Raw genomic sequence first — 13114 nt, 5'->3', positions numbered from 1 at the left:
AATCAGTTATTAACGGATGGACTGGGCGATGGATTTAGCCGATTCCGCGTTCATGCTCTGTACGCTGTTGGCCATGGTGACCGCGGTGTTAAAGTTCTGCATCAGCTGCTGCAGCTTCAGCTGGTTCTGCTGTACGAAGTCAGAGGCGCGGCCTGAATGGGATTCCAGTGCGGATTTCACGGCGGTCAGATCAGCTTTATCCAGCAGAGGCGTTCCACCAGACTGATTCAGCCACTCAGCAGGAACGTCCTGGCCCTTTAAATGAGCAGGTATGGACTTTGGCAGGCCGCTAAGAAACTCATCAATGCTCTGGCCGTTAACTTCAATATTGTTGGCACGCATGTATTCAATCACTTCTGGCGGCAGCGATACGGTATCCTTGCTGTTCTCCAGGCCCGCCAGCAGCGCGTCAACGCGGTTAGCCATATCCTGCGCATCACGTGACACTTCGGTCTTCTTGCTCATCTGCTCGAACTTGGCGTTCGCCAGCTCGGTAAACAGCAGCATGATGCTGTCCATGGTGACCATCGCGGTGCCCATCAGCGAGGTGTTTTTGCCTGCGCTCAGGTACTCGGTGTCGCCACTTGATTTCGGGCCAGTTGGTGCGTTGAGGTTAAGATTGTTAATAGCAGTCATGATTACTCTTTCCTATTTAGATGTTTTAATTGTTTGCCAGATAATCTGTCAGGCAATGTCCGGTGTTGATGTGGCTATAATAGGCATCTGAAAAAAATAGAATTCTGTATCTGTACAAAATATTCTGTTTTTTACCAACCTCGCTCAAAAACTATTTCTCGCCACATGTCAGGTGAACACCTGATGTTCTTTTTTTTGCCTATAAAGGAAGATATCCCGGTGATTGCAGTATTCATGGGGGGAAAGATGTCAGCACTCAGATTTATTATTACCCGAAGCAGTTTGACGCTATCACTGCATGGAGAGCGCTATGTTGTACCGGCAAATAGCCTTGCAGTAACCTGCGCCAATATGCAGGTTGTCAGCGACGTCCTGCAATGTAAGCCGATCATTGTGGATTTTTCTGCCGCTGCGTTGCAGCAGCTTTATCCGGATGTTATCGAGCTAATTGAAACCGAAAGAAATAACACTTTCAGTCGTAATAACGTAAAAGTTATTAAGGCGGAAAATGATGTTATCGATGTATTTTCTTCACTTTCAAATTTATCACCAGACAGCTTTTTATATTTTTCATATATCTATTGCCTGAGTCTGGACAGAAACTATTTTTCGGCACTGTTGAAAAGTAGTATTTCCGGCAATAAAGCTTTTTGTCATTTTATTGAAACAAACTTTATGCAGCCGTGGTCGGTGGCGCAATTAGCCGAAGAGATAGGTTTACCACTGCGCAAATTTAACCAGCAGTTTCAGGATGTGTACGGTAAACCGGCCAAACGCTGGTTACTGGAGCGGCGGCTGGAGCATGCGAAAAGGTTGCTGAGCAGTACGCCGATGCGGGTGCTGGATATCGCTCTGGAGTGTGGATTTTCCAATCATGCGCACTTTACCGACAGTTTCCGCCGCAATTTCATGTGCAGCCCGAAACAATTTCGTTATCAGTCGCACGGCAAAGTCGACAATGACGGAATTTTGAATGGAGAAGAATAACCACTATGGATATTGAAGCTATTACTAACCAGCTTTCACAACTGGTTGATAAAGCGGGTAATGAAGTGCAGTCAAAAGTCACCGCTGCGGATTTTAACGATCCGGCAAAAATGTTGCAGGCTCAGTTTGCCATTCAGCAATATTCGACTTTTGTCAGCTATGAGAGCGCGATTATGCGTGCGGTAAAAGACATGCTGGCAGGGATTATTCAGAAAATATGATGATGCTCGATCGCGAATTACGCCAGCTGCTGGTGGAAACCAGCCTGATGGCAGTGAATCACGGTTTCTTTCCTCAGGCACAAGCGGTCCGCGAGGCTTTACCCTGGCTAACCGACAATCAACAGGCGCGATGCATCGTTGAATCTACCCTGCTGATTGGGCTTGGCGACAGCAAAACTGCCCTTGCACTGCTGAAAGATAATGATTCAGCCGAAGCTGACATGCTGCGGCGCTTGACTGCCAGCAGCGTCGATACCTCTTTGCCCGTTTGGGGCCATCCAAAATAACATTTATCAGGAGCTATACATCATGGAAATTGACGCAATCCAACTGAACACTCTGCAAGCCACCCAGGATCACATCGTTACGCCGCCTGATGCCGCAGACGTCGACGCCTTTACCCGCGCGATGTTTGGCAACATGCTGATCACCCCGGACGAAATGGCGACGGCCCAACTGCAGAAAAAATCCATTGCTGTGCATCAGGCGATAGAGGGCGCGAAGCCCACTGCAGAAATCATCAGCAGTCCTGCTGAAATGATGGCGGTGAAATCAGCATTGTCCAAGTCACTGCTGGAAGTGGAGTTAACCGCCAAAGTTGCGGGCTCACTGGGGCAAGGCATTAACAAACTGGTGAGCATGCAATGATAGCTTCCGTGAAGCGGTACGGTTTGCTGGCGCTGCTGGCGCTATGTTTAACCGGCTGTAAAGTGGAACTCTACAGCGGACTCTCTGAAGCCGAAGCGAATCAGATGCTGGCATTGTTAATGCTGCGTGATATCGACAGTGAGAAACAGGTGATCAAGGAAGGCAACGTGGCGATTAAGGTAGAGAAAAGCCAGTTTGTCGATGCGGTGGAAGCACTGCGTCAGCACGGTTTACCCGCGCGCCGCACCGAAAGCATGAACGATCTGTTTCCTTCCGGCCAGCTGGTAATGTCACCGGTGCAGGAGCAGGCCAAAATAAACTATCTGAAGGAACAGCTGCTGGAAAAAATGCTGCGCGGCATGGATGGTGTGGTGAATGCTCAGGTTTCAATTGCAGAAAGCGTCAGCCATAACCGACGTGAAACGCCGGTTCCTTCGGCATCGGTGTTTGTAAAACATACTCCTGGCATCAATATGCAGAGTCGCGAGAATGACATCAGAAGCTTGATTCAGAACGGCATCCCGAATCTGCGTGCAGAGAATATTTCAGTGGTGTTGCAAGCCACAGATTATCGCTATCAGCGCGCATTGCCGGTTTCTGAGCAACCATCACCCTGGTGGCATGACCGTAAACTGTGGCTGGTCGCAGCACTGGTGCTGGTGATATCAGCCGCCACAGGAGCCCTTCTGCTGCGCCGCAGGAAAACTGCATCATGAATGCGGTGATCACCGCTCCGTTACAGCGTTTGCATCAGCTTAGCTGGCAGGCGGGTGAGTGGATGGATGAGGGGTGGTGGCAGGCACTGTCACTGGCCCCCTGGCAACACTGCTATCAACGTTATCCTGCGTCGCGCGGTCGGTTGAATCACTTAATCGCCCGGCGTTGCCGGGAAACACTTAGCCCACTGCCCGCCAGTCTGAGCGCACAACAGTTACAGCTACTGTCGCTGGAGGAACAGTTGCCACGGCTGTGTACCGCGTTGGGGCTACTGGCCATCGCCTGCCCGGACTATTTGCTGCTGGGTGAGTACCGACGCCAGCTATCGCTAAGTCTCGGGGAGCGCGGATGCGATCAGCTATTGGTACTGGGTTCATTCACCACTCCGCCGCTCGGGATGCTGACCGCTGAACAGTTACCCGCGGCGGCTCAGGCCCGGGGAATTGGCTGGTTGCGCAGTGCCGCACAACAATGTCCGGTGATTGCCGCGCTGCAAATGGTATTACCCCCGGCAGAGGTAGCCTCTGAACCCCAGTTGGGATCGCCGGTTCCCTGGTTGCTACGCATAGGACGATTTTTATGACTCTCTTAACCATACCGGTTACCCGCCTGACGGTAGCCGCTCCTGCTGGCCCGTTGATTCATGCCAGTCAACTGGCGGAGTTTCTGGCGGCAGAAGATATTATTGCGGCGGCCCAGGCCCAGGCGGAGCAGATTTTGCAACGCGCTGAACTGGATGCCGAACATCTGCAGCAATATTGTGATAAAGCACAAGAAGCCGCCAGGCAAGAAGGATTAATGCAGGTTGAGGAAGAAGCGCCCGCGCTACGTCAACAAGCGGTCGCCGATACCATCCAATGGCTGATTGAGACGCATGAGGTTGAACGCCGCGTGGTCGAACAGCTCGAAGTTCGCTTGCGTCGCATCATGGTGCAGGTGTTTGAAGAGTTTTATGGTCAGCAGAATGACGCCAGATTATTGATGGCGCACCTGCACCGGCATATTGACGCCCTGCTGGACGAAGCCACCGGCACGCTGCATGTCAATGAGTCACAGTATGATGAGTTGCGTCAGGCTTTTGTCACCCATCCACAATTGCGAGTTAAGCCAGATGCGCGGCTGCAACCCGGCGAAGCGAGGCTGAATACTTCTCTGGTTTCGCTATATCTGAATCTTGACGAGCAGTTGCAGTCAATACTTTCCCGCCTGGAACAACTGAGTCAGGAGTCAGCAGATGATCAACAAGATTGAGGCCGGTGGCCACCGCCCACATCATCAGGTGAACAACGTACAGCAATCGCAGCAACTGCGCGCTGATCGCAACGCCTCGCAAGTGATTCCGGCCCAGTCGGTAATGAATATCGCCAAAAGCGCCTTGGGCAGCGATGTTATGACCCTGCAAGGGATGCCAACCGATCTTGATGCGATGCAGGAAACCCAGGAAAACATCGGTTTTGCGCTTGCCGGACGCTCCAGCAGTACCTCTGGCAACGCCTCAACCGGCAATGAACGTGCACGCCCGCGCGCGATGGTTCAGCGGCTGGCGCGGCAAGTGGCCGCCGTTGCGCCGAATCAGCTGGAAGATTTACGTCAGCGCATCCCGGCGATTGAACAGGTTGATGAAGTCGACGACCTGCTCAACTCAATGCGGCAACATCACATGGACGCCGGAGAGATGGTGCTGCTGCTGGGCGCGATGCTTAATGACTCCGATCTCAGCCCGGCGCGACGCCAACGCCTTGAACTGGCGCTGGAACGGGCAATGGATGAAGAAGACTGGGTGCTGAAACTGTTCGGCTTTCTGGAATTCGGTGCCGTGGGCCCTGACGGCCTGGCTGAACTGCGTCGCCTTTATCAGCGCGCCGCCAGCCGCGAGTCTGGTCTTTCATACTGGTTTTCTCAGTTCAGCCAATTGCAGGATCGCCAGCGTAAGCTGAAAACCCTCATTCGCGCCCTGTCGTTTGAATTGTCCGCCGAATTCGGCATCAGTGGTATTCGTCTTGGCGCGGTGATTACCGATTTGAAGCGTATTTTACAGTTTCTCACTGTTGAAGATCACTGCAAGCGGATGGCCAAGGCGCTCAATGTCCCTGATGTGGATGGCGATCGTATTACCTCGGAGCTACTGGAGATTATGCAGCAGTCGTGGGTCTATCCCGACTGGCTGAAAGAACGCGCCAGCCAGATGCTGCCCGAGGGCTTCAGCCAGCATGGTTATGCCCGCCGTATGGTTGACCTGGTAAAACTGCTGCCCGATGACTGTTTTGAAGATATTGAACAGCGAGAGACCGTTTTACAGGCTTTTTCTGAGTATCAGGAAAAGCTGGTCGATGAAGAAGAGTGGTAACGACCAGCGGCAATGGCATTTTTGCCATTGCCGCCCGATTTATAACTCACTCATCAGAGCCAAAACCATTCCGCTTCCGCATTTGAGTCTCTGTCTGAGTCGTCGCGGATGTCTTAACCGGTGTATTAAGCGCTTTGGCATGCGCTTCCAGGAACTCATTATGCATCTTCTGAATACCCAATTCCTTTTTCACTTTTCCTTTCAGTGCGTTATCGGCATTAAAGGTGTTAACCGCAAGGTCTAACGCAGGCTTAGCGGTAGCAATGACACGAGCAACCGTTGGCATAACGCCGGTGGCAGCGCTGGCCGGTAGCCAGCTGGCTAACACGGCTGGCGTACCACTCACGACAGCCCGCGCGACTCCAGAAAAGTAGGTAGCAACTTTCTCGGATTGATCTGCGGAAAGACGGCATTTCAGGGCTAACTGATTTACCGCATTGCCAATGGAATCCGCACCCAAAGTCAGCCCGCCATTCCTTTCCGCTTCGGGCTTCTTCTTATCGTGTACTTCATAGGCGGCGCAGCCCACATCCATCAGAGCCACGGCTTCAGCCGCCGCATTTGCTGCAGCTAACAGGCCAGTGCCACCAATCCCCGACGTTACCAGTGCCGCTGTCGCCGTTACGGCACCGATAACCTTGGTGACCAGGGTATTAGTATCGATCCTCAGCTCAACTTCCTGCGAGTACGCCGTAATACGGGCCTTCTGATCGTTTAAAAAGTCAGGCTCCAGCGCTTTGGACGGAACAGAAGCTGTCGGTTTCACTATGCCGCTTTCGCTGGCTGAGGGAAATTCTCCGCCAGTACTATTGGTGACCATTTTTATGCTCACCTCGTCTGACTTGGCGGCGTAATGTACCGGAAGGGTATATCCGGTTGCGGGTGACAACATAACACTCTCCTTAGCTTGTTAATTATCCATTTAATTCAGTTAGTTGATCTTCCGCTTGCTTACGTAAATCCTCATAACGCGCATCGCTATTCGCCCTTTCAAAGCACAGAGCGATAGTCACATTGAAGATTTCCCGCGCCCCTTCTACCTCACCGACAGCTTGCAAGCAGTTGGCAATATGAAAAGGAGCAAAGGGATCGCTGGGCTGCATCTGTACGGCATAGCTGAAAAGTTTCAGGGCATGAGCATATTCACCTTGCTGTTTAAGGGCACAGGCAAAAGCAAAAATATTGCGGCGGGCAGCGGGGTCCAGCTGCGCGACCAGCGCAAAAAAATCGGTAGCCATCTCCAGATTACCCTCTTCCCACGCCTGATAACCCTGCGCATAGAGATCCTCCAGCTGCTGTGGTGAAATATTACACAGCTCAGCAAGCGAGGTTTTTCCTGCAAGCAGTGCGTCGACATCTGCGGCAAGCGCGTCCGTCGGAGTGTCAGTATCAGGGACAAGCGATGAATTCAGGTCAGGTCGTTGCATATTATTTTCCCGGATTAGGTTGATGCTATCTGATGGTCGGCGTTGCTTGTTTTCTGCGCTACTCATCTTAAACATCCCACTTACAGAGGCTGATTCCTTCTGTTTTTCCTGAGAAATTTGGGTTTTTTGACATGCTGTAATGAAAGTACAAAAGGAATTTATGGAGGAGGAAGGGAAAGCTTCGACGAATACGCACCACAAAAAAAACACCGCCAGTTGGCGGTGTTTTTTATGCTGAGCTACAACTTGTCAACTGCGTCCCGTTGTAGCCAGTCGCCACTTTCGATGCGTTGCCGACCGGCAACAGAACGCTGATACACATACAGCCAGGCACTACCGTACGGCGTCTGCACCAGCTGACGCTTGTACTCTCCGCCTTTGGAACGCAGGGCATCCAGTTCACCCAACATGGCGGCATCGATCCGGTAAACTTCGCAATAAACCTGGCCCGATCCTTGAACCACGCCAGGGTAATGGCCCAGACTGTAGAGCTCATAGCCTTCGATCAGATGATCGCCCAGCCATTGCCCGTTAGTCATCCAGTGACTGTTACCCTGCTTGCGCCGTAAACTGCCGTAGACAATTATTCGCATTGCTAAAACTCAAACTGATAGAGCACATCTAGTGCCTGATCAATACCAGACACCGCTTCCAAATAGAATTTCGGCATAAGGCGATAACGCAAGGTTAACGTCGCCAGTGAATCAAATATGCCAACACCGTATTTCACCTGCAGACCCGGCAGCACATAGCCACTGACCTGCACCTGCTGACTGTCGCCAACACCTGCCGTATCAAGTGCCAGGTTACTGACGCCGAATGTCTCGCCGATTTTACCCATAACCTGCCCACTTTGTGCAACCCCTAAACCGACCAGGGCTGAAGTTAGCGCATTACCGTCGCCATCCGAATTGAGTCCCTGACCACGTAACAGGTAGGACAAGGCTTCCTGCTGTGACATCGCCGGGTCGGCGAAGATCTCAACTTTCGGCTCATCGGCCAGGCCTGTGACGCGCAGCCCGGCGGTCACGTCATTTTCAGTGGCTTCCGGATTACGGATGGCTTCGAGGTTAAGATACGGCTGATCTGGCGGTCCGGCAAACTGTAGCTCACCTTTACGCACGATAAGATCCTGACCGTAGGCGTGGAAGCGGCCAGACGGAATGTTAATCTGGCCATTCAGCCCCAGCCCGCGTTTATCCTGAACCAGCTTCAGATCGCCATTCAGTCGGGCTTTCAGGCCAAAGGCGTCAAGACGAACATCATTGCCGATATGAATCACCAGATTACTGTTGATCGGAATCGCGGCAGATTTTGGTGCAATCGGCTGCAGATTTTGATCCAGCATCACCTCATCAGACGAAACACCAACCGCACTTTCCGGTACTTCCTGCACGGTAATCCGCGCCCACGGAATATCTACCCGACCATCCAGATTAAACATCGATGGCGTCGCCTGGAATACCAGATCCGGCGAAACATCCATCCGCACCATTGGCGGCACGGTTACGCGAACCCGGTTGCCCTTCGCCGCAACGCGCGCGCGCCAGTTATCCAGCTGGCTCCAGTCGGCATCACCATTCAGGTTGATCTGCCCTTGCGAGGTCTGAATTAAGCCCTCCAGCGTCGAGCTCATACCGTTAAACAGCATCGTCAGATTGGCACTGGTGAGATCGACCGGCATAAAGTTACCGTCGACATCGACATTGCGCAGCGCCAGCTGGCCAAATACCTGCGGGCGTTGCAGATTACCGCCAAGACGCAGGCCGGCGTTCAGCACGCCAGCCACTTTCTCACCCTGCATCAGCGCGGGATTCAGCATCGCCAACGACAAATCGGTAATATTTACGTTACCGGATAAGGTGCGACGACCTTCAGGATCGGCAATTTGTACATTACCATCCATCTGGCCATTGTTGGCAATACGGATTAACCAGTCGAGCTGGGCGCGACCGTTGCGTAACGCCGCATTCAGGTTAAGAGTATTGAAAGCAATCGGCAGCGTGTTGCCCTGCACATCCTGCTCGAGCTTAACACCATTCCCTTTCAGTGAGACCCGCCCCTGCGGCAGGCCGCCATTGGCCGTCCAGCTGACTTCGGCATCACCGTTAAATACGCCGCTCAGCGCGGTTTCCTCAGGCATGAAAGGTTTGATCATCGCCAGGTCAAAACGGTTCAGCACCACGCGCGCATGGCCGCTCGGGCCTGCCTCGATGGTTTGCGGCACGCAGAGCTGCGCATTCGGATTCTGCCAGCAGTGCGCGCCAATACTGGCAGTCTGAGTGCTGTTGAGATAATCGATGGTCATCGCGCGTGACAAACGCCACTCACCCACCGGCGTATCGAAGCGGGTATTGTTCAGTGAACCTTTCCAGCGCTGCTCTTTGCGATCAAAACTGCCACTCAGCGCCAGCTGACCGGAAACCGGCTCGCCCTGTACATTCAGTTTCAGCTGATGCTGCTTTTCATTACCGTCGGCGTTCAGCGTCAGCAGATTAATAGCCAGCGCATCCTGCTTCAGTTGTTCAACGCGGATCGCCAGTTTGCCCTGAATCTGATCGCTGGAGCGCACATCACCGTCAACTTTCACCCGACCAATACTCATCTGCTGCCAGCGTAAGCCGGTCGCAGTCAGGTCAGCCAGTAACTGTGGCGCTTCCAGGTTGCCGCGTGCCTTGATATTGCCCTTCACTACGCCGCCCAGTCCCGGTAGCGCATTATCGAGATGCTGGGCGTCGATATCCGCATCCAGATTCAGTGTTTCACCGAGTGAACCTTTAACGTTGACGTTGTTGCGACCAAGCACCAGCTTGATGCCGGGAATGTCCCACTGGTTATAGCTATTGCCATACAGTGAGCCATTGGCGGTAACCGCGTTCTGCTTCACATTGCCACGCAGTGCCAGTTCCGGAACCCGCACCTGCCAGCTGCCGCCGTACAGACTGCCTCGGGTGGTAATTTTACCGTCCAGTTTTGCCGGCCAGTCAGGATACTGTTTCGCCGTGTTGATGCCGGCGAGCGTTAACTCACTGCGCCAGCTAATCGCTTTGCTCCAGTCCACCACCGCCGTGAGGTCGGTATTGCCCTGCAGCGCCGCCAGACGCAGTTTATCGAGGGTAAACTGCTCGATATTGCCCTTACCGTCCAGCGTCACTGTGGCAGGAGGGATGGCTTCGCCCTTCAGCGCCGTACGCAGCGACATCACGTAATCCGTCGCCTTACCGCTGAATTTGAAGTTGAAATTATCGGCCTGGTACTGCACCGGTCCGGTCAGTGGCCAGCGAAATTGCGGGCTACTGAGCGTCATTTCCAGCGGTAGACCCACCTGTGCCAGTTCAGTTTGCGCATCAAGCTGAGCCGGTATTGGCCCGGATAGATTCAGCGCCAGTTTTAGTTGGTCGCGCATCTCGCCGCCGAGCGTCAGTTTGATCTTTTCGCCTTTCAGCGGATCGATATTTAGCGTGCTGTTGACGGTAAAATCTAGCGGCCAGTTATCCGACAGCTGTGCCTGACCGCTGGCATTCAGCAGCCCCTGCGGCGAATCCACGTCCAGCGTTTCAAGATGCAGCAGGCGATCTTCGGTTTTCGCTTTCAGTAACAGACGGTTAACCAGAATATCGGTGTCACCAGTGATACGCAGCTGTTCGCCAACCACCTCCTGCACATTAATATCCAGCGGCAGGCGGAAATCTGGCAATTCCGGCAGCAGGGGTTGCGCAAACATCTCCTGCAGCGTTTCACCTAAAGGCTTTTCGCCAGCTTGCGGCTGCTGGACTTTTGGCTGCACCACCTGCTCATCGGCCACTTTGGCCGCCTTAGGCAGCGCCACCAGCAGGCTCTGAATGCGGGTCGGGGTTAAGGTCATCGCACGACCTTGCCAGTTCATCCCGGTAGAAAAATCGAGCAGAGAAACGGTGGTATCATCGATTTTCACGTTGATGTTATGCAGCGCCACGCGGCGTAAAGTCAGCGGATAAGGCGTGGAGAGATCGCCCATTGCGCTCTCTTCCTGCGGCGCAGGCTCGGCCGAAGGTGCCATTTTCTTGCTGTCGACGACGACGTTAACGTCTTTCAGCGACAGATCGTTGATACAAAACGCCGAACGCTTCAGGCAGCCGAGCTGCACCGCAAGGTGAAATTCTCCGGCATTTACCGTCACGCCCGGCATTTCATACTGAATACCGCTTAGCGTCAGATTGCGCCAGCCACCGTCGACCTGCTTAATTTCCAGCCCCGGCACCCAGCGCGAGGCACCGTTAAGCAACAGATGCAGCCCGGTAGTGGTACCAATTAAAAACGCCACGCCGCCAAGCAGCAGCAGGATAAAAATCAGAATGCCAATCAGGACCTTCTTCCAGCGACTCATAGTTCAGGCCCCAGTCCAATGTAAAACTGCAATCCATGTTCCTCTCTGTCACCAATCGGTCGGGCAATATCGAGCTTGATCGGCCCAACCGGAGACTGCCAGCGCACGCCAAAACCGGCGCCGGTTTTAAAGTCATCCTTTTTGATGTCATTCACCGCTTCACCGGAGTCAACGAACACCGCGCCCCACCATTTGCCAGTGACGTTATACTGATATTCCAGCGAGCCGGTGACCAGTTTCGAGGCACCGGTCAGCTTGCCTTCACTGTCACGCGGTGAAATGCCTTTGAATTTATAGCCGCGAATGCTGCGGTCGCCACCGGCGAAGAAGCGCAGATCCGGCGGTACGCGCTCAAAGTCATTGGTTTCGATCCAGCCAAGGTTGCCACGCGCCACAAAGCGGTGCTTTTCGGCCAGCGTACGGATCCAGACGTTTTGCGCCTGCAACACCGCAAAGTCGACGTCTGAGCCCCAGGTGGTGTCGGAGACATCGACCGAGTAACGCTGCGAGTCGCCCCAGACCGGCATCAGGCCACCGCGCGAGCGGGTACGGTTAATACTCAGGCCCGGATAAAGCAGCATGGTGGTGTTCGTCACGCTGCCCTGGGTAAAGTGATCGAGACTCCAGCGCAGGTTAATCGCTTTCTGCCAGCCGCTGCTCAGATCCCAGTAACGGGAAACGGCCAGGGTGGTGGAATCTGCCTTGGTATCATTCAGGTCGGTACGTTTCACCCCGCCCTGCAACAGATAATATTGCTCAAGCGGGCTTTTTAGCAGCGGAACTTTGTAGCTGAAATCGAGCTGCTGTTCCGGCGCAGAGATATTAGCGCTGGTGGCAAAGCTATGGCCGCGCGAGTTGACCCACGGCTTTTTCCACGTTGCTTTGACACGCGGACCGACGTCAGTTGAGTAGCCAACACCGGTTTCAATGGTGTTCTCAGTACGTGGCGAGACCACGCCATTCAGTGGCAACACTTTGCTTTCGCGCGCTTCAGCAAATTCTGGCGCAACGACCACGGAATTAAACCAGCCGGTCGCGGATAAGCGACGATTCAGCTCGGACAGATCGCGTGAACTGTAGTAGTCGCCTTTTTTAAACGGCACCAGATTTTGCAAATACTCTTCGCGGATCTGCGAGCCTTCAAAACTAACATCGCCGAAGCGGTAACGCTGACCGCTGTCATAATCAATATCCCAGAACGCTTCGTGGCGCTCTACTGAGACGCCGAGTTGGCTTTTGAGGAATTCGCCATCAAAATAGCCATTGCGCAGCGCGAGATTGGTGAAGTTACTTTTGAAGCTGTCGAATTTGCCGTGATTGAGAATGGTGCCATCAGCGGGTGTCCCCTCGCGCACCATTCTGAGATAGTCCTCATCATTACGTGCCTCACCGCGCAATATCACCGTCGTACCGGCGATTCTCACCGGTTCACCGGCTTTCACCCGGGCAATCAGTACCGGACGGCCGCCCTCAGCCGGCGCGGGGCGCATCTCAAAATCGATATCGGGTTGGTAGTAACCCAGCGCGCGCAAACCTTCCTTTATCGCATTCGAAACGCGTGCACGAAAGCGCCCGTCAGCAGAGATTTCATCAGTGCTGATGGTTGAAAGACGTGCCCTGACGTTTTTTTGTAAATCCCCGGATAAACCTTCAACCTGCAAGCGGATAGTCGCGGCCTGTGTCACAGGCGCGGCAATCAGCAGACAGTACATGCAGTACACATGAATTCGTGGCACGCTTACTCCTGTTTCTCTTGCCAGCCCTT

At 53.5% G+C, this 13114-nt stretch carries 14 protein-coding genes; 8 read left to right on the top strand and 6 right to left on the bottom strand.

The window, feature by feature from the left end; genetic code table 11:
* Positions 1-9 precede the first annotated feature (9 nt).
* The gene (locus tag ACP3TC_RS01730) at positions 10-636 is read right to left on the bottom strand and encodes a hypothetical protein (protein ID WP_313854010.1); all 627 of its coding nucleotides are present in this window, start codon (positions 634-636) and stop codon (positions 10-12) included.
* 246 nt (positions 637-882) lie between these two features.
* On the opposite strand from ACP3TC_RS01730, the gene ACP3TC_RS01725 reads away from it, so the two are divergent.
* The 8 genes from ACP3TC_RS01725 to sctW are packed head-to-tail and all read left to right on the top strand — an operon-like array spanning position 883 to position 5556.
* A complete protein-coding gene (locus tag ACP3TC_RS01725) occupies positions 883-1623 on the top strand; it encodes a helix-turn-helix transcriptional regulator (protein WP_313854012.1) in 741 nt (246 codons plus the stop codon).
* Between the two features lie 5 nt (positions 1624-1628).
* Complete coding sequence (gene sctF / locus ACP3TC_RS01720; RefSeq protein WP_052898860.1) at positions 1629-1844, top strand: type III secretion system needle filament subunit SctF; 216 nt, start codon at positions 1629-1631, stop codon at positions 1842-1844.
* Complete coding sequence (locus ACP3TC_RS01715) at positions 1841-2131, top strand: EscG/YscG/SsaH family type III secretion system needle protein co-chaperone (protein WP_313854015.1); 291 nt, start codon at positions 1841-1843, stop codon at positions 2129-2131. The genes sctF and ACP3TC_RS01715 overlap by 4 nt, the downstream gene beginning before the upstream one ends.
* 22 nt (positions 2132-2153) lie before the next feature.
* Positions 2154-2492 (top strand): type III secretion system inner rod subunit SctI, encoded by a 339-nt coding sequence (gene sctI / locus ACP3TC_RS01710; protein ID WP_313854017.1) that lies wholly within the window; start codon positions 2154-2156, stop codon positions 2490-2492.
* Positions 2489-3208, top strand: a complete 720-nt coding sequence (gene sctJ, locus ACP3TC_RS01705) for a type III secretion system inner membrane ring lipoprotein SctJ (RefSeq protein ID WP_313854020.1) — start codon at positions 2489-2491, stop codon at positions 3206-3208. The genes sctI and sctJ overlap by 4 nt, the downstream gene beginning before the upstream one ends.
* Positions 3205-3792: a type III secretion system domain-containing protein gene (locus tag ACP3TC_RS01700; protein WP_313854022.1), complete on the top strand. Its 588-nt coding sequence runs from the start codon at positions 3205-3207 to the stop codon at positions 3790-3792. Before sctJ ends, ACP3TC_RS01700 begins: the two co-directional genes overlap by 4 nt.
* Positions 3789-4460: a hypothetical protein gene (locus tag ACP3TC_RS01695; protein ID WP_426817387.1), complete on the top strand. Its 672-nt coding sequence runs from the start codon at positions 3789-3791 to the stop codon at positions 4458-4460. The genes ACP3TC_RS01700 and ACP3TC_RS01695 overlap by 4 nt, the downstream gene beginning before the upstream one ends.
* Entirely contained in the window at positions 4444-5556 is a 1113-nt protein-coding gene (gene sctW, locus ACP3TC_RS01690) for a type III secretion system gatekeeper subunit SctW (protein ID WP_426817386.1), read from the top strand. The genes ACP3TC_RS01695 and sctW overlap by 17 nt, the downstream gene beginning before the upstream one ends.
* Before the next feature lie 46 nt (positions 5557-5602).
* Here sctW and ACP3TC_RS01685 read toward each other — a convergent pair whose 3' ends face one another.
* The 5 genes from ACP3TC_RS01685 to tamA are packed head-to-tail and all read right to left on the bottom strand — an operon-like array spanning position 5603 to position 13061.
* Positions 5603-6448 carry a hypothetical protein gene (locus ACP3TC_RS01685; protein ID WP_313854029.1) on the bottom strand — a complete coding sequence of 282 codons (846 nt, stop codon included), beginning with the start codon at positions 6446-6448 and terminating at the stop codon, positions 5603-5605.
* A gap of 22 nt (positions 6449-6470) precedes the next feature.
* Positions 6471-7184: a tetratricopeptide repeat protein gene (locus ACP3TC_RS01680; protein ID WP_313854031.1), complete on the bottom strand. Its 714-nt coding sequence runs from the start codon at positions 7182-7184 to the stop codon at positions 6471-6473.
* Between the two features lie 38 nt (positions 7185-7222).
* The gene (locus tag ACP3TC_RS01675) at positions 7223-7576 is read right to left on the bottom strand and encodes a gamma-glutamylcyclotransferase family protein (protein WP_313854033.1); all 354 of its coding nucleotides are present in this window, start codon (positions 7574-7576) and stop codon (positions 7223-7225) included.
* 2 nt (positions 7577-7578) lie between these two features.
* Complete coding sequence (gene tamB, locus ACP3TC_RS01670; protein ID WP_426817385.1) at positions 7579-11349, bottom strand: autotransporter assembly complex protein TamB; 3771 nt, start codon at positions 11347-11349, stop codon at positions 7579-7581.
* On the bottom strand, positions 11346-13061 hold the full coding sequence (gene tamA, locus ACP3TC_RS01665) for an autotransporter assembly complex protein TamA (RefSeq protein WP_313857818.1): 1716 nt from the start codon (positions 13059-13061) through the stop codon (positions 11346-11348). The genes tamB and tamA overlap by 4 nt, the downstream gene beginning before the upstream one ends.
* Positions 13062-13114: the final 53 nt, after the last annotated feature.

This window comes from Winslowiella sp. 2C04 (assembly GCF_050037805.1).
Lineage (GTDB): Bacteria > Pseudomonadota > Gammaproteobacteria > Enterobacterales > Enterobacteriaceae > Erwinia > Erwinia toletana_A.
The sequence above is the reverse complement of the archived record's forward strand: the minus strand, read 5'-3'. Positions and strand labels throughout refer to the sequence as shown.

Coding starts and splice junctions, on each gene's coding strand:
- ACP3TC_RS01730 (WP_313854010.1), bottom strand. CDS start 636: ATGACTGCTATTAACAATCTTAACCTCAACGCACCAACTGGCCCGAAA.
- ACP3TC_RS01725 (WP_313854012.1), top strand. CDS start 883: ATGTCAGCACTCAGATTTATTATTACCCGAAGCAGTTTGACGCTATCA.
- sctF (WP_052898860.1), top strand. CDS start 1,629: ATGGATATTGAAGCTATTACTAACCAGCTTTCACAACTGGTTGATAAA.
- ACP3TC_RS01715 (WP_313854015.1), top strand. CDS start 1,841: ATGATGATGCTCGATCGCGAATTACGCCAGCTGCTGGTGGAAACCAGC.
- sctI (WP_313854017.1), top strand. CDS start 2,154: ATGGAAATTGACGCAATCCAACTGAACACTCTGCAAGCCACCCAGGAT.
- sctJ (WP_313854020.1), top strand. CDS start 2,489: ATGATAGCTTCCGTGAAGCGGTACGGTTTGCTGGCGCTGCTGGCGCTA.
- ACP3TC_RS01700 (WP_313854022.1), top strand. CDS start 3,205: ATGAATGCGGTGATCACCGCTCCGTTACAGCGTTTGCATCAGCTTAGC.
- ACP3TC_RS01695 (WP_426817387.1), top strand. CDS start 3,789: ATGACTCTCTTAACCATACCGGTTACCCGCCTGACGGTAGCCGCTCCT.
- sctW (WP_426817386.1), top strand. CDS start 4,444: ATGATCAACAAGATTGAGGCCGGTGGCCACCGCCCACATCATCAGGTG.
- ACP3TC_RS01685 (WP_313854029.1), bottom strand. CDS start 6,448: ATGTTGTCACCCGCAACCGGATATACCCTTCCGGTACATTACGCCGCC.
- ACP3TC_RS01675 (WP_313854033.1), bottom strand. CDS start 7,576: ATGCGAATAATTGTCTACGGCAGTTTACGGCGCAAGCAGGGTAACAGT.
- tamB (WP_426817385.1), bottom strand. CDS start 11,349: ATGAGTCGCTGGAAGAAGGTCCTGATTGGCATTCTGATTTTTATCCTG.
- tamA (WP_313857818.1), bottom strand. CDS start 13,061: ATGTACTGTCTGCTGATTGCCGCGCCTGTGACACAGGCCGCGACTATC.